The 18816-nt window shown below is 49.1% G+C and carries 15 protein-coding genes; 8 read left to right on the forward strand and 7 right to left on the reverse strand.

All coding sequences use genetic code 11. The features are described 5' to 3' along the window. Positions 1 to 25: 25 nt before the first annotated feature. Both CSD97_RS04475 and CSD97_RS04480 read right to left on the reverse strand, forming a co-directional pair. Entirely contained in the window at positions 26 to 517 is a 492-nt protein-coding gene (locus CSD97_RS04475) for an S-ribosylhomocysteine lyase (RefSeq protein ID WP_008662549.1), read from the reverse strand. Positions 518 to 541: 24 nt separating this feature from the next. Then, positions 542 to 1246, reverse strand: a complete 705-nt coding sequence (locus tag CSD97_RS04480; protein WP_005830756.1) for a 5'-methylthioadenosine/adenosylhomocysteine nucleosidase — start codon at positions 1244 to 1246, stop codon at positions 542 to 544. Between the two features lie 244 nt (positions 1247 to 1490). Here CSD97_RS04480 and CSD97_RS04485 point away from each other — a divergent pair, with 244 nt between their 5' ends. The 3 genes from CSD97_RS04485 to CSD97_RS04495 all read left to right on the forward strand — a co-directional run bounded on the left by CSD97_RS04485 (position 1491) and on the right by CSD97_RS04495 (position 6264). Next, on the forward strand, positions 1491 to 4001 hold the full coding sequence (locus CSD97_RS04485; protein ID WP_098032003.1) for a YfhO family protein: 2511 nt from the start codon (positions 1491 to 1493) through the stop codon (positions 3999 to 4001). Between the two features lie 695 nt (positions 4002 to 4696). Continuing rightward, entirely contained in the window at positions 4697 to 5029 is a 333-nt protein-coding gene (gene rbfA / locus CSD97_RS04490; protein ID WP_005834378.1) for a 30S ribosome-binding factor RbfA, read from the forward strand. Next, positions 5029 to 6264 carry an FtsX-like permease family protein gene (locus CSD97_RS04495; protein WP_005830763.1) on the forward strand — a complete coding sequence of 412 codons (1236 nt, stop codon included), beginning with the start codon at positions 5029 to 5031 and terminating at the stop codon, positions 6262 to 6264. Before rbfA ends, CSD97_RS04495 begins: the two co-directional genes overlap by 1 nt. A gap of 8 nt (positions 6265 to 6272) precedes the next feature. Here CSD97_RS04495 and CSD97_RS04500 read toward each other — a convergent pair whose 3' ends face one another. The 3 genes from CSD97_RS04500 to aroQ form a co-directional block, all read right to left on the reverse strand. Further along, positions 6273 to 6902 (reverse strand): class I SAM-dependent methyltransferase, encoded by a 630-nt coding sequence (locus tag CSD97_RS04500; RefSeq protein WP_005830764.1) that lies wholly within the window; start codon positions 6900 to 6902, stop codon positions 6273 to 6275. A 118-nt stretch (positions 6903 to 7020) separates the two neighbouring features. Beyond that, a complete protein-coding gene (gene pyk, locus CSD97_RS04505) occupies positions 7021 to 8478 on the reverse strand; it encodes a pyruvate kinase (protein WP_009037618.1) in 1458 nt (485 codons plus the stop codon). A gap of 20 nt (positions 8479 to 8498) precedes the next feature. Further along, positions 8499 to 8918 carry a type II 3-dehydroquinate dehydratase gene (gene aroQ, locus CSD97_RS04510; RefSeq protein ID WP_005834372.1) on the reverse strand — a complete coding sequence of 140 codons (420 nt, stop codon included), beginning with the start codon at positions 8916 to 8918 and terminating at the stop codon, positions 8499 to 8501. A 118-nt stretch (positions 8919 to 9036) separates the two neighbouring features. Between aroQ and xerD the strand changes: the two genes are divergently transcribed. The 4 genes from xerD to CSD97_RS04530 all read left to right on the forward strand — a co-directional run bounded on the left by xerD (position 9037) and on the right by CSD97_RS04530 (position 14582). Further along, entirely contained in the window at positions 9037 to 9990 is a 954-nt protein-coding gene (gene xerD, locus CSD97_RS04515) for a site-specific tyrosine recombinase XerD (RefSeq protein ID WP_005830767.1), read from the forward strand. Between the two features lie 136 nt (positions 9991 to 10126). Then, a complete protein-coding gene (locus CSD97_RS04520) occupies positions 10127 to 11821 on the forward strand; it encodes a tetratricopeptide repeat protein (RefSeq protein ID WP_005834370.1) in 1695 nt (564 codons plus the stop codon). 111 nt (positions 11822 to 11932) lie between these two features. Continuing rightward, positions 11933 to 13006 (forward strand): TlpA disulfide reductase family protein, encoded by a 1074-nt coding sequence (locus CSD97_RS04525; protein WP_098032004.1) that lies wholly within the window; start codon positions 11933 to 11935, stop codon positions 13004 to 13006. 37 nt (positions 13007 to 13043) lie between these two features. Then, the gene (locus CSD97_RS04530) at positions 13044 to 14582 is read left to right on the forward strand and encodes a YifB family Mg chelatase-like AAA ATPase (protein ID WP_005834366.1); all 1539 of its coding nucleotides are present in this window, start codon (positions 13044 to 13046) and stop codon (positions 14580 to 14582) included. A gap of 66 nt (positions 14583 to 14648) precedes the next feature. Here the strand turns inward: CSD97_RS04530 and CSD97_RS04535 are convergent, their stop codons facing one another. Next, positions 14649 to 16709 carry an acetate--CoA ligase gene (locus CSD97_RS04535; protein ID WP_005834364.1) on the reverse strand — a complete coding sequence of 687 codons (2061 nt, stop codon included), beginning with the start codon at positions 16707 to 16709 and terminating at the stop codon, positions 14649 to 14651. Between the two features lie 168 nt (positions 16710 to 16877). On the opposite strand from CSD97_RS04535, the gene CSD97_RS04540 reads away from it, so the two are divergent. After that, positions 16878 to 17810: an acyltransferase gene (locus CSD97_RS04540; protein ID WP_035447239.1), complete on the forward strand. Its 933-nt coding sequence runs from the start codon at positions 16878 to 16880 to the stop codon at positions 17808 to 17810. Here the strand turns inward: CSD97_RS04540 and CSD97_RS04545 are convergent. Then, the gene (locus CSD97_RS04545; protein WP_057098023.1) at positions 17797 to 18816 is read right to left on the reverse strand and encodes a sensor histidine kinase; all 1020 of its coding nucleotides are present in this window, start codon (positions 18814 to 18816) and stop codon (positions 17797 to 17799) included. The genes CSD97_RS04540 and CSD97_RS04545 overlap by 14 nt on opposite strands.

Here is an 18816-nt window from a genome sequence, read left to right on the forward strand (position 1 = left end):
TCCCTAATCCTTAATCCCTAACCCCTTATTTTTCTTCTTTTTCCGGATATTTCATATTCTCCTCTTTCATCTGTTCCAATACCTCATGCAGGTATTTGGCAGACTCCCATTTAGCCATCGGAAGGTCGTGGAGCAGGTAGTTGCCGCAATCTTGCGGAGCGGCACCGGGGACTTCACCTTCATATTCGGCAACAAAGCGGAAGGTGTCCTGCATCAGCGCCAGTATGTCCTGCGGCTTCAAGTCACCTTTCATCAGCAGATAATTACCGGTGAGGCAGCCCATGGGGCCCCAATAGATAATCTTGTCCTGCCACTGCGGGTCATTACGCAGGTAGGTGGCGGCAAGATGTTCGATAGTATGCAGAGCACCTTGTCCCAAGGCAGGCTCACGGTTGGGCTCTTTCATACGGATGTCGAAAGTAGTGACTGTTTCTCCGTTCACTTCATCCTGGCGGGATACGTAAATACCGCGCAACAAGCGGATGTGGTCAATTGTAAAACTGGGAATCTTCTTCATGAGTTATGAGTTATAAGTTATGAGTTATAAATTGCTGGGAAGGGTGGAGAGGAAGGTCCATATCGTGAGGAACGAACGCTCTGCCATGGTTCCCCAGAAATCGGCATACTGCGAAGCATGGTCCTCTACTCCGGGTGTGTCGCTGATGATGCGGAAGCTGAGAAAAGGAACATTGTACAGATAGCAAGTCTGCGCAATGGCGGCAGACTCCATATCAACGGCAAGACCGTCGGGGAAACGTTGCTTGATGGTATCCAGCTCCGTACGGTTGGTGATGAACTGGTCGCCGGTACAGACAAGTCCGCTGTGGATGCGGCTTTCCATTCCGGCTTCGTTCAGCGACAAGGCATGTTTCAACAGAGAGGAACATCCCTCGTAAGAGGCGGGAAAACCTTGCACTTGTCCGTACTCGTTACCGTCGCCGCACCAGACGTCGTGATACACCAGACGTTGGCTTGCCACTACATCCGTCACCTTCAGGCAAGCATCAATGCCGCCCGCCACACCGGTGCTGACGATGCAGTCCGGAGAAAAGCGCCGTATCAGTTCCGAAGCTCCTACCGCTGCACTCACCTTACCGATGCCGCATTGCGTCAAGATTACATGGTTACCGCCCAATGTACCTTCCACATAGCGGAAACTACCATCGCCCGACGTATTCTTATCCTGCAAGCGCTCCACCAACCGGCGGTGTTCGCTGTCCATTGCACTGATTATCCCTATTGTCATATCTATAATAATTTAAGCTTGCATATTACCATTAAAGCACTTTAATCTTTTTTTGGAAAGGCAAAGGTACAACATTCTGCCGATAACGTGACAATAACAATCTGCATTTATGTATCTTTGCCACAAAAGCGAAGATAGGCTGCACCTCAACAAAACTTTTTCACGCAAGCATGAAAGTTCTGTATTCGGTTTGCACTATCTTTGCCCCACAATTGATTAATTGATAACTCATAACTTATAACTCATGAAGAAGCTTCTTCCCGACCTTATTGCCATCTTGGCATTCGTCCTCCTTTCCTTCGCCTACTTCTTCCCGGCGGATATAGAAAACCGTATTCTCTTTCAGCACGACACGGCTGCAGGAGCAGGGGCAGGACAAGAAGTCAAGGAGTATTACGAACAGACGGGCGAACGCAGCCGTTGGACAAACTCGCTGTTCGGCGGTATGCCCATGTATCAGATAGCCCCTTCGTATGACTCCACCAAGTCACTGCAGTGGGTACAGAAAGCCTACCAACTCTTCCTGCCCGACTATGTGTGCCTCACATTCATGCTGATGCTCGGCTTCTACATCCTGCTGCGCGTCTTCGGCATACCGGTCTGGCTGGCCGGACTGGGCGGTATCATGTGGGCATTCTCGTCCTATTTCTTTATCCTGATATCCGCCGGACACATCTGGAAGTTCATCACCCTTGCCTACGTGCCGCCCACCATAGCGGGCATCGTGCTCGCCTATCGCGGGAAACTGCTGTGGGGAGGTATCCTCACCGCCTTATTCGTGGCCCTGCAAATCACCTCGAACCACGTGCAGATGTCCTATTACTTCTTCTTCGTCATCCTTTTCTTTGTGGGAGCCTACTTCGAGAAAGCATGGCGTACCAAGACATTGCCCCAGTTCTTCAAGGCAAGTGCCGTACTGATTGTGGCAGCCCTCGTCGGCATAGCCGCCAACGTATCCAACCTCTATCACACCTATGCCTACAGCAAAGAAACCATGCGCGGCAAAAGCGAACTGGTGCAGACCGGCGACGCTGCCAAGCAGACCAGTAGCGGGCTGGACCGCGACTACATCACCCAGTGGAGCTACGGCATCGACGAAACACTGACTCTGCTGGTGCCCAACTTCAAAGGCGGAGCATCTGCCGCCCTCAGCCAGAGTGAAACCGCCATGAGCAAGGCAAACCCGATGTACAGCAGTCTGTACGGCTCACTGACACAATATTTCGGTACCCAGCCCATGACGTCGGGTCCCGTCTACGTAGGAGCCTTCGTCTTGTTTCTGTTCGTACTGGGATGCTTCATCGTAAAAGGACCGTTGAAGTGGGCATTGATAGGAGCCACCTTCTTCTCCATCGTCTTGTCCTGGGGCAAGAACTTCATGCCGCTGACGGATTTCTTCATCGATTACGTCCCGTTGTACAACAAGTTCCGCGCCGTGTCCTCCATCCTTGTCATAGCAGAGTTCACGATACCTTTGCTGGCTATCTTTGCCCTGAAACGCCTGCTCGAAGAGCCGGAAATCTTAAAACAAGAAAAGAAGCCCCTCGGCATCAGCCTGCTGCTCACTGCAGGCGTCGCCCTGCTGCTTGCCGTTGCCCCGGGCAGCATCGGCTCCGGCTACGTGCCCGCCCAAGAGGCACAGATGCTGCAGAATGCCGTCAACCAGCAGATGATACCCGCCAACGAACTCTCCGGCATCCTTGCCAACTTGGGAGAGATGCGTGCCGAACTCGTCAGCAGCGACGCCCTGCGTAGCTTCATCATCATAGGCATCGGATGCAGCCTGCTCTGGCTCTATGCAAGCGGCAAGCTGCGCAGCTCGCTGACCATTGCAGGTATCACCATACTCTGCCTGGCAGATATGTGGGGGGTCAACAAGCGCTATCTGAATGATGCCCAGTTCGTGCCCCACTCCATCCGTACGGAAACCTTCACCAAGACGAATACAGACGAGCTGATACTGCAAGATACCAGTTTGGACTATCGTGTATTGAACTTTGCCACCAGCACCTTCGATGACAACAACACCTCCTACTGGCACAAAAGCGTCGGCGGTTATCACCCGGCCAAGCTGCGCCGCTACCAGGAAATGATAGAGCATCACATCTCTCCCGAAATGCAGGCGGCCTACAAGGCCATTGCCACCGCCGGAGGTGAGATGGACAGCGTGGATGCCAATAAGTTCCGCGTACTGAACATGCTGAACACCAAATACTTCATCTTCCCTGCAGGACAGCAAAGACAAACCGTTCCCATCCTCAACCCGCACGCCTACGGCAATGCATGGTTTGTAAACAAGGTGCAGTATGTGAACAACGCCAACGAAGAGATTGACGCCCTGGACAGCATCATACCTACGGAGACAGCCGTAGTGGATGCCCGCTTCAAGGATGTGCTGAAAGGTGCCACGGAAAGTTATAAAGACAGCCTCTCCAGCATCCGCCTGACAAGTTACACACCTAACCGCCTGACGTACGAAACGAACAATGCCCAAGACGGTATTGCCGTATTCTCCGAAATCTATTATCCGGACGGCTGGCACGTAACCATCGACGGACAGCCTGTCGAACTGGCACGCGCCGACTATATCCTGCGCACAATGTATGTTCCTGCCGGACAGCACACCATCGAAATGCGCTTTGACCCCACCAGCCTGCACGTGACGGAAGGCATCGCCTACGGAGCACTGGCACTGCTGGTGATAGGTATCATCGTGGCAGTGCTGATAGCTAAAAGGAAGTATGTAAAGGCATAAGAACAAATATCATATCATTCCCCCACAAGCACTCGACGCATTCCGCTATTCATACCCTGATACGGAATGCGTCGAGTGCTTATGTCCATTCCGTTATCCCCTCATGTTTGTTCTGTCATTCCCTTATGTCTGTTCTGTCAACCCCTATATATTGATGAAAAACCACGGCTGTGAAGCATATTCTTCACAGCTGTGGCACGTCTTCTTCACGACTGTGGAAAAGGTGTACCACAGCCGTGCGCACATGATAAACCCAAAGGCTTCTCAAGACAAACCACCGTGCAAAACACAACAGAAGCCTATGTAACACACAACGGAAGCCTATGCAAGAGACAAGAAAGCCCGGTCAGATGCGCAAAAAAACCGTTTCTACCCTCCCGGGTAAAAACGGTTCAAGTCAATAATACATGAAAAAACGCTATTTAGAGAGAGTCTCTTCTATAACGGAATGGTTCTCTTCCTTCTTCACTCATCATCAGCAGTTCTCCGAACTGACATCAAAGTTAGGGAAGCATAACAAGAACAACAAATAGAATCTACGAAAAGGCATATCTCATCGACAGAACGGAAAAGAATGAACCCTACAATAGGGAAAAGAATGAAAAAAAAGCTATAAACAGTCGGCAGAACAATATATTTCAGTAACTTTGCTAACGTGAAAACAAGCTGCACCCCAGCATAAAAAAATGAACAGTATGGAAACTACCAGACAAAATAAAATAGCCCGTCTCCTGCAGAAGGAACTGAGTGATATCTTCTTGTTGCAAACCAAGTCCATGCCCGGCATACTGATTTCCGTCAGTGCCGTACGCATCAGCCCCGACATGAGCGTGGCACGCGCTTATCTCAGTATATTCCCCTCGGAGAAAAGCGAAGAAATAGTCAAGAACATCAACGGAAACATGAAATCCATACGCTTTGAACTGGGTACCCGCGTACGCCACCAACTACGCATTATCCCCGAACTGAAGTTCTTCGTAGACGACTCACTGGACTATCTGGAACGAATTGATGAACTGTTGAAATAATGTCCCTTCCCTTCTTTATAGCCCGCCGCTACCTCTTCTCCAAGAAGAAACACAATGCCATTAATATCATCTCCGGTATTTCGGTGTGTGGAGTGGCATTGGCTACGTTGGCGTTGGTATGCACCTTGTCCGTGTTCAACGGTTTTCAGGACATGGTGGCAGGCTTTTTCACAGCCTTCGACCCGGAACTGAAAATCACCGTCCGCGAAGGTAAGGTTTTCGACCCGCACGAAGCGTGCATCCGGCAAGTACACGCCCTGTCCGAGATTGACGTGTGGACGGAAACACTGGAAGAGAATGCCATGGTGCAGTACAAGGACCGCCAGGCAATGGCCGTCATCAAGGGAGTGGAGGACAATTTCGAACAGCTTACATCCATCGACAGCTTGCTCTATGGGACGGGAAAGTTCCTACTGAGCGACTCGGTGGTGGACTATGGTTTTCTGGGTGTGGAACTTATATCCGAGTTGGGCACCGGCATTCAGTTCGTGGACCCGTTGCAGGTCTATGCCCCCAAACGGAACGTACGGGTAAACATAGCCAACCCCACTGCGGCTTTCAACCGGGAGTATCTCTTCTCGCCCGGCGCCATCTTTGCCGTCAACCAGCAAAAATACGATTCACGCTACATACTGACGTCACTCGACTTTGCCCGCCGTCTGTTCAATTATGACACGGAAGTCTCTGCCATCGAGATGAAACTGAAACCCGGTTCCAACATCGGCTCCGTACAAAAGAAAATAGCAGGCATTCTCGGCGACCGGTTCATTGTACAGAACCGCTACGAGCAGCAGGCCGATGTTTTCCGCATCATGGAAATAGAGAAACTTATCTCTTATCTCTTCCTCACCTTCATTCTGGGTATCGCATGCTTCAATGTCATCGGTTCGCTGTCCATGCTGATACTGGACAAACGGGAGGACGTGGAGACACTGCGCAACCTGGGTGCCGATGACCGGCTCATAGCGCGCATCTTCTTGTTCGAAGGCAGGATGATTTCTGTATTCGGCGCCCTCTCCGGCATCGTTTTAGGATTGTTGCTGTGCTTTCTGCAGCAACGTTTCGGGTTGATTTCATTGGGGGGAGGCAATGGAAGTTTTGTAGTGGACGCTTATCCGGTAAGTGTACATGCCACGGATATTATTCTGGTATTCTTAACGGTCATCACTGTAGGCTTCTTGTCCGTATGGTATCCGGTGAGATACCTCAGCAAGCGGCTGCTGAGAAAAAGATAAAAAAACAGTTACTTCTTACGGATAATCGTCAATCCGTCACGCAGGGGAAGAATGACTTTCTCCACGCGCGCATCCCGCGCCACCAAATCATTGAAGGCTTTGATACTGATTGTTTGCAGGTCTGTGCGATGGGGTTGTTCTTCCAGCACATGGCCATCCCACAAGGTATTGTCGGCAATGATATATCCACCGCCGGAAAGGCGGGCGAGCACCATTTCATAATACTCTATGTATTTACGCTTATCTCCGTCAATAAAGGCAAGGTCGAAAGTGAGGTCCAGTTGCGGTACCCGCTCCAAGGCATCGCCAATGTAGAACCTGATTTTATCCGCGTAATCGGAATTCTCCAGCCACGGACGGGTGAAGTCCTCCTGCTCGTCGTTGATTTCAAACGTATGCAGCATCCCGCCCTCCGGCAGTCCTTCTGCTATGCAAAGTGCGGAATATCCGCTATAAGTCCCTATCTCCAGCACCTGCCGGGGACGAATCATCCGTACAAACATCTTGAGCATACGCCCCTGCAAATGTCCGGAAGCCATGCGGGGATATAGCAACTTGACATGCGTGTCGCGATAGAGCGCTTTCAGATAATCGCCCTCATCATCAATGTGCTGCAAAATGTATTCGTCAATCGTCACTTTGTTAATGGATTATAGGTTAGGGATAAGGGATTAGGGGTTAGGGGTTAGTTCTGCGCACAATTATTAATTAATCATTAACCGCTAATCCCTAACCCCTTATCCTTAATCCCTTATCCTACAAATATCTGTTACTGTTGGGCAACACACTATCTTCAGCATGTTTCAGGGCATCTTCCACCACGTTGATTTCGAGGAAAGAAGTGCGCGTACCGGCTTTACCGCTACTCAGGTAGCCCACCATGTCCGTAGGACATAAACGGCCTTCCTTCAACAAGCGACGCAAGGCTGCAAAGTAATATTCCTGCCCGTTGGCAAGTTCGGGCATATAGATAGCTTCCACACCGTAGGAAAGGGCAAGGTGCCGCATGGTCTTTTCCTTGTAGCAGATGGCCAATACCGGATATTTGCCACGGAAAGCGGCAAGGTTACGGGCAGTACGGCCGCTGTAACTGTCGGTGATGATTGCACGGATTTTCAGTTTGGTGGTAGCCTTTACCGCTTGTTTGGCCAGGAACGCAGTCACGTCGTTGCTGTTCTCGTCCAGCGGAATACGGATATCGTTGTCAGACAGCTTGTCTTTCTCCGCTTGGGCGGCAATCTTGGTCATCGTCTTCACCGCTTCTACCGGATACTTTCCATAGGCGGTTTCACCGCTCAACATCAAGGCATCCGTACGATAATAGATGGCATTGGCAATGTCCGTTACCTCCGCACGGGTGGGACGCGGATTGGAAATCATGGTATGAAGCATCTGTGTGGCAACAATCACCGGCTTCTTGGCAAGAATACACTTGCGGATGAGCACACGCTGGATGCCCGGAATACGTTCCTGCGGAACTTCAATACCGAGGTCACCGCGAGCTATCATCACACCGTCGGCTACTTCCAGGATTTCATCGATATTATCAACGCCTTCCTGGTTCTCAATCTTAGCAACAATACGGATATCGCTGTTATGAGCGTCAAGAATTGCCTTGATGTCGAGTATATCCTGCTTATTGCGCACAAAGGAGTGGGCAATGAAGTCTATGTTCTTCTCAATGGCATAAAGGATATTGGTGCGGTCCTTCTCCGTCAGAGAAGGCAGATTGATGCGGACGCCGGGAACGTTGACGCTCTTGCGGCTGCCCAGAGTAGCCTCATTCTGTACTTCGCAGAGCAGGTAGTCGGGGGTCTTCTCTACAACAACCAACTCCAAGTCACCGTCATCAATAAGGATATGGCCGTCCACATTCAAGTCTTTGACGAAATGGGGATAGGATACCGAGATACATTCACGGGTAGTCTCCTGCTCCGGGTTGCCTACCACCTTCACGCGGTCGCCCGCCTTGAAAGGAATGGGCTCAGCCAGAACCGTCGTGCGGACCTCCGGTCCTTTCGTATCCATCAGGATAGCGATGCGGTTGGAAACCGAACGCACATTGTTAATCAACTTCTCGGCACCTTCACGGCCAAGATGTGCAGTATTCATACGTACAACATTCATACCTGCATCGAACAACTGCTTTATAAAATCAACATCACAGCGCTGGTCAGAAATCGTTGCGACAATCTTCGTTTGCTTCAATAACATAATCTATATACCTATTTTATTTAATAATCTTTTAATGCCTCCATGGCCAGACGGTAGGAGTTCAGCCCGAAACCGAGAATGACACCCTTGCAAGCGCAGGAAATCATGGACACATGACGAAAAGCCTCGCGGGCATGTACATTAGAGATATGCACCTCAATCACCGGAGAAGTGACCGAACGGATAGCATCTTGCAGAGCGATGGACGTATGGGTGTAAGCACCCGCATTCAAAATGATGCCGTCCACATCAAAACCTACCTGCTGAATCTTGTCTATCAGCTCTCCCTCAATGTTGGACTGGAAATAGTCAATCTGTACATCCGCATATTTCTTACGGAGTTCGGCAAGGTAGTCTTCAAAAGTAACGCTACCGTAAATGGAAGGTTCACGTTTGCCCAAGAGATTTATATTGGGGCCGTTAATAATCTGTATCCTCATAACACAATTTTTTATACCTTTGCGGTGCAAAGATAGTGCAAACCGAAAGCAGATGCAAATTTATTTGCAATTTGCTGAAATGCAGCCTATTTTCGCGAAGCAAAGGTAGAAAAAAGAAATGAAATCAGAAGAAAAATCCACGAATAAGGAGAAACAAACGCTGATAATCAGAAAGTACCACCAGTATCTGAAACTGGAAAAAGCACTCTCACCCAATACAGTGGATGCTTACCAAACAGACTTACAGAAGCTGCTGCACTTTCTGGAAGGAGAGGGTATCGCTATCCTTGACACTACCCTGGATGACTTGCAGCATTTTGCCTCCGGACTGCACGACATCGGCATCCATCCCCGCTCGCAGGCACGCATCTTGTCGGGCATCAAGTCATTCTTCCATTTCCTCGTCATGGCCGACTACCTGGAGGGAGACCCCAGCGAACTGTTGGAGGGACCCAAAATCGGATTCAAGCTTCCAGAAGTACTGACAGTGGAAGAGATAGACCGCATCATCTCCGCCATTGACCTAGGCACAAACGAGGGGCAACGCAACCGGGCCATCCTCGAGACTCTATACAGTTGCGGCCTACGGGTATCGGAACTGTGCAACCTGAAAATCTCCGACTTGTATTTCGACGAAGGCTTCATCAAGGTAGAAGGTAAGGGCAGCAAACAGCGCCTTGTACCCATATCGTCCCGTGCCATCAAGGAGATAAGGAACTGGTTCGTGGACCGCAATGGAGGCTGGAAAATCAAGAAGGACTTCGAGGACTATGTATTCCTGGCACGCTGGGGCAAAAATATCTCGCGCATCATGGTATTCCATCTCATCAAGGAACTGGCGAAGAAGGCCGGCATCACCAAAAACATCAGTCCGCACACCTTCCGCCATTCCTTTGCCACCCACCTGCTTGAAGGAGGCGCCAACCTGCGCGCCATACAAAGTATGCTGGGTCACGAATCTATCGCTACAACAGAAATTTACACACATATTGACCGGCACAGATTGCGCAGTGAAATCATAGAACATCATCCCCGCAATATAAAGTACCGCAAAGAGCGGGAAATTCATTAAATTATGATAAAATTGCTGCGCGAGTTAACAAACTGTAATAGGATTTAATATCTTTGCGTTGTTGTGTCCATGCCCAAACAGTACACTAAAATGGAATAGACAAATTTCAATTACAAACAATTAATTTATACCTAAAATGACTAAGAAATTGTATCTGCCGTTTTTAATGGCAATGGTTGTTGCATTAATGACATCGTGCAGCAAAAAGATGGGTGAATTGTCATCAGATTATTTCACCGTAACTCCTCAAGTTCTGGAAGCTGTGGGTGGTAAAGTTCCCGCTACAATCAACGGAAAATTCCCCGAAAAGTACTTCAACAAGAAGGCTGTGGTAGAAGTGACCCCTGTGCTGAAATGGAATGGCGGCGAAGCTAAAGGCCAGTCGGCTGTGTTCCAGGGCGAAAAAGTAGAAGGTAACGACCAGACTATCTCTTACAAGATGGGCGGCAGCTACACTATGAAGACATCTTTCGACTATGTACCGGAAATGGCCAAATCCGAACTGTATCTGGAATTCAAGGCTACAGTAGGCAAAAAGACTGTCACTATCCCTGCTGTAAAAGTAGCTGATGGTGTAATCTCCACTTCTGAGATGCTGGAACAAACATTGGGCAGCGCTAACCCCGCCAATGGTGACGACGCTTTCCAACGTATCATCAAAGAAAAGCATGACGCCAACATCATGTTCTTGATTCAACAAGCCAACGTACGCGCCAGCGAATTGAAGACTGCCAAAGAATTCGGCAAAGAAGTGAAAAACATAGACGAAGCTGAAAACAAGAAAATCAGCAACATCGAAATCTCCGCATACGCTTCTCCCGATGGTGGTGTAGGCTTGAATACTACACTGGCTGAGAACCGCCAGGACAACACGGCTAAAATCATCAACAGAGATTTGAAGAAAGCAAAAATCGATGCAGCAGTAGACACCAAGTATACGGCTCAGGACTGGGAAGGCTTCCAGGAACTGGTATCCAAATCAAACATCCAAGATAAAGAATTGATTCTTCGCGTTCTTTCCATGTATCAGGATCCTGAACAAAGAGAACAAGAAATCAAGAACATCTCTTCTGTTTATAAAACTTTGGCTGACGAAATCCTGCCGCAACTGCGTCGTTCACGCCTGACTTTGAACTACGAAATCATCGGTAAGTCTGACGAAGAAATCGCAAACCTCGCCGACAGCGATGCCAAGCAGCTGAACATCGAAGAATTACTGTATGCCACCACCTTGACTAAAGATGCTGCCAAGCAAGAAGCCATCTTCACAAAAGCTACTCAAATCTACCCGAACGATTTCCGTGCTTACAACAACTTAGGTAAACTGGCTTATCAGGCTGGTGATCTTGACAAGGCTGAAAGCTACTTCAAGAAAGCTCTCTCCATCAAGGATGCTCCTGAAGCAAACATGAATCTCGGTCTGATTGCCTTGACCAAGGGCGACAGAACAGCAGCAGAAAGCTATCTGAGCAAGGCTTCCGGTTCTAAGGAACTGAACGAGGCATTGGGTAATCTGTATGTTGCTCAAGGACAGTACGACAAGGCTGTCAGCTCATTTGGCGACACTAAGACTAACAGCGCTGCTTTGGCACAAATCCTGGCTAAGGACTACAACAAGGCTAAGAACACACTGGCTGCTATCGAAAGACCAGACGCTTATACTGACTACCTGATGGCTGTACTTGGCGCAAGAACCAACAATACATCTATGGTAACCAGCAGTCTGAAGAATGCCATTGCAAAAGAACCGGCTTTGGCAAAGAAGGCTGCTTCTGACCTGGAATTCGCCAAATACTTCACTAACACTGACTTTATGAATATCATCAAATAATAAAGGTTAGATTGAAAAGAACGTGCCCGGCATAGAAATATGTCGGGCATTTCTTTTTATTCACACCAAAAAGAAGTATTTTCGCGACGAAGTATCAGAAAAAGAACCGGAATGAAGAAAATCTATCTTGCATACCTTCTGCTTATTATATTGTCTGCCTGCGGCAGCAAAAATACAAATTCAGTCTACCTAAATGGTGAAATCAAAGGGCTGGGGAATGATACCCTTTATATATATGGTACGGACAAGTTCTATAACCGTATGGACACTCTGCTTGTCAAGGATGACAAGTTCTCTGCAACCCTCACCACCGACACACTTGCCTCTACATGGTTGCAATTCAGTGACGGTACAGAATATCCGCTTTACCTGGACAAAGGAGACAACATAAAGATAAAAGGTTCTGCCGCCGAACTTACTTCACTGGAAATCATGGGGAATGTTCCCAATGAAGAACTGACCGCCTTTCAGAAAGAGTTGAAAGGTTTGAGTACTCCCTCGGAGAAAGCATTGGAAGAAAAAGCAGAAGCCTTCATCAACAGCCATCCTTCTTCACTGGTAAGTATCTATCTGCTGGAGAAATATTTCGTGCAAAAACCGCAACCGGACTTCTCCTTAATCAAAGAAATGACAGAACACATGACCGGAGGCCTGAAAGACCGCCCATATGTGGACGAACTGCTTGACCTTATCCAAGAAGAAGAGAAGGTATCCGTCGGGAAAACCATCCCTTACGTCAACCTGCCCAATGCCAAAGGCACACAAATCAGCCGTACTAGCTTTAAGGACAAATATCTGTTGATACATTTTTGGGCATCTTGGGACCCGCAAAGCATGGAAGCCAACGCTGCCCTGCGCCGGATTTACAAGAAAGAAGAAAAGAACAAGCTATTCGCACTCTGGGGCATTTCCTTGGATATCGACAGAAAGGAATGGGAAGAAGCAATCAAAAGAGATACCCTGAAGTGGGAACAGAGTTGTGATTTCTCCGGATGGAACACAGCGCCCATCAAACAGCTCGCCATACAAGCATTGCCTGCCAATCTGTTCCTTAGCCCTTCCGGAAAAATTGAAGGGAAGAATATGAGTGAGGAAGACATCAAAAAGAAACTGGAGGAGATAGAGCAAAAGGAAAAAGAGAAGAAAGAGAGTGAAAAGAAACTCAAAAAACAAAACCGACGGTAGCCTATCCTGCCATCACTAACCCCTAATCACTAAAAACGTGCTCATAAAAGTTTTTGGAGCGGCTGTTCAAGGTATTGACGCAACCCTCATCACCATTGAAGTCAACAGTTCCAGAGGCTGTATGTTCTATTTAGTCGGTTTGCCGGACTCTGCGGTCAAAGAAAGCCATCAACGTATCATATCTGCTTTGCAGGTCAACGGCTACCGGATGCCGACCAGCAATATTGTCATCAACATGGCTCCAGCTGACATCCGCAAGGAAGGTGCAGCTTACGATTTACCTTTAGCCATCGGCATACTTGCCGCCAGCGAAGTTATCCAGTCCGATAAGCTGGAACGCTATCTGCTGATGGGTGAACTAAGCCTTGACGGCAGCCTGCAACCTATCAAAGGAGCACTCCCCATTGCCATCAAGGCCAGAGAACTGGGGTTTGAGGGTATGATTGTACCGCAACAGAATGCCCACGAAGCGGCAGTAGTAAACAATCTGAAAGTGTACGGAGCGGGAAACATCAAGGAAGTTATAGAATTCTTTAATGGCACGCAGGAATTAACCCCTACGTTAGTCAACACCCGCGAGGAATTCTATTCCCAGCAGAGCAACTTTGATTTCGACTTTGCAGAAGTAAAAGGGCAGGAAAATGTGAAACGAGCCTTAGAGGTAGCTGCTTCGGGCAGCCACAATATACTTCTCATCGGTTCGCCGGGCAGCGGTAAGTCCATGCTTGCCAAACGTCTGCCGTCTATACTTCCTCCCCTCTCTTTGGGAGAGAGTCTGGAAACGACCAAGATTCATTCTGTTGCCGGAAAGTTGGGCAAAGACGGTGGGCTCATCTCGAAACGCCCGTTCCGCGACCCTCACCACACCATTTCTACGGTAGCGATGACCGGTGGAGGAAGTTTCCCCCAACCCGGTGAAATCAGTCTGGCACATAACGGCATTTTATATCTTGATGAACTGCCAGAATACAGCCGCAACGTATTGGAGGTTCTTCGCCAACCGCTGGAAGATAGGAAGATTACCGTGTCACGCATCCGATGCAATGTAGAGTACCCGGCAAGTTTTATGCTGGTAGCCTCTATGAATCCGTGTCCATGCGGGTATTACACGCATCCCACCAAGGCTTGTGTATGCAGTCCTGGACAAGTACAAAAGTACCTGAACCGCATATCCGGACCTTTGCTCGACCGTATCGACCTGCAAATTGAAGTCACCCCACTCCCCTTTGAAGAGATGGCAGATTCCCGCCCCGGCGAATCGAGCGCCACCATACGCGAGCGTGTGATACGTGCCCGACAAATTCAAGAAGCAAGGTATGCAGACATTCCCGGCATATATTGTAATGCCCAGATGAACAGTAAACTGCTTGCTCGCCACGCCCGTCCGGATGACAAAGGACTTGCCATGCTCAAAACTGCCATGAACCGACTGAACCTTTCGGCCCGCGCCTACGACCGTATATTGAAAGTATCACGCACCATCGCCGACCTGGAAGGCTGCGAATTGATACAGCCGGCACACTTGGCGGAAGCTATCGGATATAGAAATCTGGATAGGGAGGGCTGGGCAGGATGAAAAAGGGATTAGCGGTGAGCGATTAACAGTCAGCCCCTTTAATCCCTAATCCCTAATCTCTAACCCTTATTTTTCTATCCGAATGCGCGCATCCACCGCTATCACCTGCTTTTCAGTCGCCAACAATGGATTGATATCCATCTCCTTGATTTCCGTTGCAAAGCGCAGCAAGGTGGAAAGCCGTACAATAATTTCGGCAAATTTATCTTCATTCACTCCCTTCTGCCCACGCGTACCTTTGATAATCTTATAGGCACGCAACGAGTGAATCATGGAGTAAGCCTCCTCGTAGGACAACGGTGCAAGACCGGAAGATATATCCTTCAGCACCTCCACAAAAATACCGCCCAGGCCGCAGAGTACCACATGTCCGAACTTCTCTTCATATTTGGCACCGATAAACAATTCCGTCCCTTTCAACATCGGCTGCACCATGATAGCACTAGCTTCGGGAATCTGCATCATACGGTCGAATTCCAATGCCAAATGCTGTTCACTCTTGATATTGAGCACAACACCGCCCACATCCGACTTATGCACCGGCCCCACCACCTTTGCCACCACCGGGAACCCCGTGCGACGCGCAAAGGCAAGCACTTCTTCCTTGTTGTCCGAAACAAACTCCTCCACAATAGGAATACCTGCAGAGCGGAGCAATGCCTGCACATAGTGCGGGGCGATATAACCGTCCGCAGGAATGGAATCTATAATCCGGCGGATACGGGGAACATCCACTCCAAAGAGCTCGATTTCATTATTGGCAGGCCGCGGGGCATTCATTATCCGCGAAAGTGCCGTGCCGAGAGTCACCTCATCGGCAAAGTTCACATGGCCCTTTGCCAGGAAAGCGGCAACCTCGGCTCCCGCCGTATTGATGGAAGGAAGAATCGGAAAAATCGGCTTCTTGCAATGCAGCATCTTCTCGTGCAGCACATCATACATTTCAAACATGGTCACCAGCCCCGGAGTGCCGAAAATAGCCATTACAGCATCAATATTGTCAAACTTCTCCTCACAATACTCCAGACAGAGGCGCAGATGTTCCGGCGTACCCGTAGCCAGAATATCAATGGGATTCCCCACAGCCGCACCGGGGAAAAGCTTACCCTTAAGTTCCTCCGCCACCGGTCCTTCCAGTTTCGGAACATTCAGTCCACCCTTACTCAATGCATCGGTCAGCATCACTCCCGGACCGCCGGCATGGGTAATGATGGCGAAGTTTTTCCCTTTCAGTTCCGGCAGTGTGAAGATACAACCTACGGTCGTCAACTCCTCGCGCGAATAGCAACGCACAATACCCGCCTTACGGAACAAGGCCTCTACCGCCGAATCGCTACTGGCAATGGCCCCCGTATGCGAACTCGCCGCCCGGCTGCCGCTTTCGCTACTGCCCGCCTTGATGGCCGCAATCTTGCAGCCCTTCTTGATGAGCGAGGATGCATGAAACAGCAGACGGTCGGGGTCACCGATACTCTCTATATAAAGAAGTTTTATTCTGGAATCCGCTTCCGGATTGAAGTGTTCGTCCATGTATTGCAACACATCCTCCACGCCGATTTGCTTGGCATTGCCCACAGACCATACAGAGTTGAACTGCAATCCCTTGGTCACGGCGCTCTCCAATATGAACACCGCTGTGGCACCGGAGCTGGAAATCAGGTCCACCCCTTGCGGATGCAGTTGCGGGATGGGCTGGCTGAATACACTGTGATGCCACGAGTTCATAAAACCGATACAGTTGGGGCCTATCAGAGAGGCTCCATACCGGTTCACCGTTTCCAGTATGCGATCTTCCAGCACAGCACCCTCATGGGTCTCCTCACCAAAACCGGCAGAAAGGATAATGAACGCCTTCACCTGCTTCTCCGCAGCAAGCATCTCCACCGCATCGGGACAAAGCGCGGCAGGTATGGCAAGGATGGCAAGGTCCGTATCGGGAATGTCCTTCACATCCGCAAAGGCAGCAACACCCTGCACTTCAGTCTCTTTCGGATTCACGGCACGAAGCTCACCGGTATATCCGCCGCTAAGCAGATTTTTCAGGATAGCCCCTCCGGGTTTGTGTACATTGTTGGATGCCCCCACTACCACAATACTGGCCGGGTGAAGTAATTGGCTTGTTATCATAGTCTGTTTTACATTAAGTTAATGATTCATGCACAAATATACATTTTCCATACATAAAAGCAATCGGTAAAAGAGAAAATAAGCTTAATCCCTTTGCAAAATATAAATAAGTTTACGGAAGTATATATATTTGTGCCATCAATAACAATACGCAGAAAACTACCCTATATGGAAAGCCGTGTCAAAGAGATAGATTATCTGAAATGCATCTTCATCACCCTGATGATTATCTTCCACCTTGTATATATAGGCGACAAGTATCCGTATGCGAAACAAATCGTCTATACGTTCCACATGTCCGCTTTCCTGATTATTTCGGGCTATCTGGCCAATAACCGGAAGGATGCCCGAAGCTTTCTCCGCAAGTTTCTATGGATTTTCATTCCGTATGCCTGCATGGAGGCGGCCTATACGGTGATGTCGCATTTCCTGCCCGTACGCGAAAGTGTAGATGCCATTACTCCTACCGTATTGCTCGACAAGATATTCCTCCATCCGATGGGGCCTTACTGGTATCTGCATACACTGATTCTGTGCAGCCTCATCTATTATATCACATTCCGCTATGTAAGGCTGTCGGTTGTCTCCCGGCTGGTTGTGACCGGTGTCTGCCTGTTTGCCCTTTCCCATTGGGGAGGATTGATGAACTTCTCCAATGCCCTCTATTTCCTTATCGGCATGACAGTGAGCCAAAGCGGGCTTCGTTTTACACAAGTCTTTCGTGCCACAACCTTCGCCATTGTTCCATTCGTAATACTATGCTGTTTTCCCGCCAATCTGGATAGGGGTACTCTGGCAGGAGTCGCCATCACCTGGCTTTCCATCAGCCTGCTGTTGGCAGCCTACGGCTATCTGCCGGTACAAGCCAAACGGCTTTCCTTCTTTATAGGGCGCAATACGCTGGTCATACTCCTTTTCTCACCCATTTTCACCATTCTGTCCAAGGCGTTTCTGCCCGTGTTCGCCTTCGACCCTACGGGGATGCTGTTCCTTGTCACTGCCACCGCCTTCACTCTTAGCGGCTGCATGGGTATGGCGTGGGCTATGGACAAGATGCACGTTTCCAGATTCTTCTTCGGGAAGAGGACTATATTGTGCTGAGACGGTTCACGTCTTCGCCCACAAAGGGAAGTTTCACCACAAACTCCTTTTCGTCCTTAAGAATCTCCACCAGCGTGCCGTATAGGGCATACTGCCGCTGCAGGTTCTTCAATCCCGCTCCATTACTGGCCACATAGTTGCGCAACTGAAGATTGTTGCGTACCGTAATCCTTTCGTTTCCTATGGATATATGGACTATCAGCGGCGACTTCTTTGTACTGATATTATGCTTCAAGGCATTCTCCACAAGCATCTGTATGCTGGCAGGAATGACGAGACAATGATGATTCCGCAAATCATCTTCTATCTCCACATGCAGCGCATCGCCAAAGCGGATATGCTCCAGGTATAAATACGACTCTACGAACGACAGTTCTTCCTGCACGGTCACCGTAGCTCTGCCATGCGTAGTGAGCAGATAACGGTACACCGTAGACAGCTTCTTGGCAAACCGGTTCGTCTTTTCGGTATCCTGATAAGCAAGGGAGGCAAGGACATTCAGACTATTGAATAAGAAATGGGGATTAATCTGGTTTTTCAGCACCTCGAACTGATACAGCGCCTTCTCCTTCTCGATGACAGCCATCTGCTTCTCCATCTCCGAACGTTGCAGGCTATAGAAGAATATCTCTATCTGCAGAACGATAATCCAGTTCCACGGCACTACCGGCAGGGAGCTTCTCAAGATATGCCAGAAATTTCCATGCCCGCCCATCAGCAGGAAGTTCAAGATGTACGTCAACAGAACAGCCAGTGCAGTGGTCAACACGATATCCACCAGAATCCTCACCGCATTGTTGCGCTGTTTCAGTCTTTTATATATCAAGTTGATAACCCCAAAGTCGATGAACCCCAGCCCTATGCACAAAGGAAGATTCAGAAAGAACTGCACCATGATATTCGCATACCACGGCTTACCGCTGATGACGTTATAAACGCACCCTATGACAAGCAACGAGACGGAAACCGTCAGTATAAAAAGGAATATGTATCTCTTATGCCTCAT

The sequence above is a fragment of the Bacteroides sp. AR29 genome (assembly GCF_900217715.1).
GTDB lineage: Bacteria > Bacteroidota > Bacteroidia > Bacteroidales > Bacteroidaceae > Bacteroides > Bacteroides uniformis.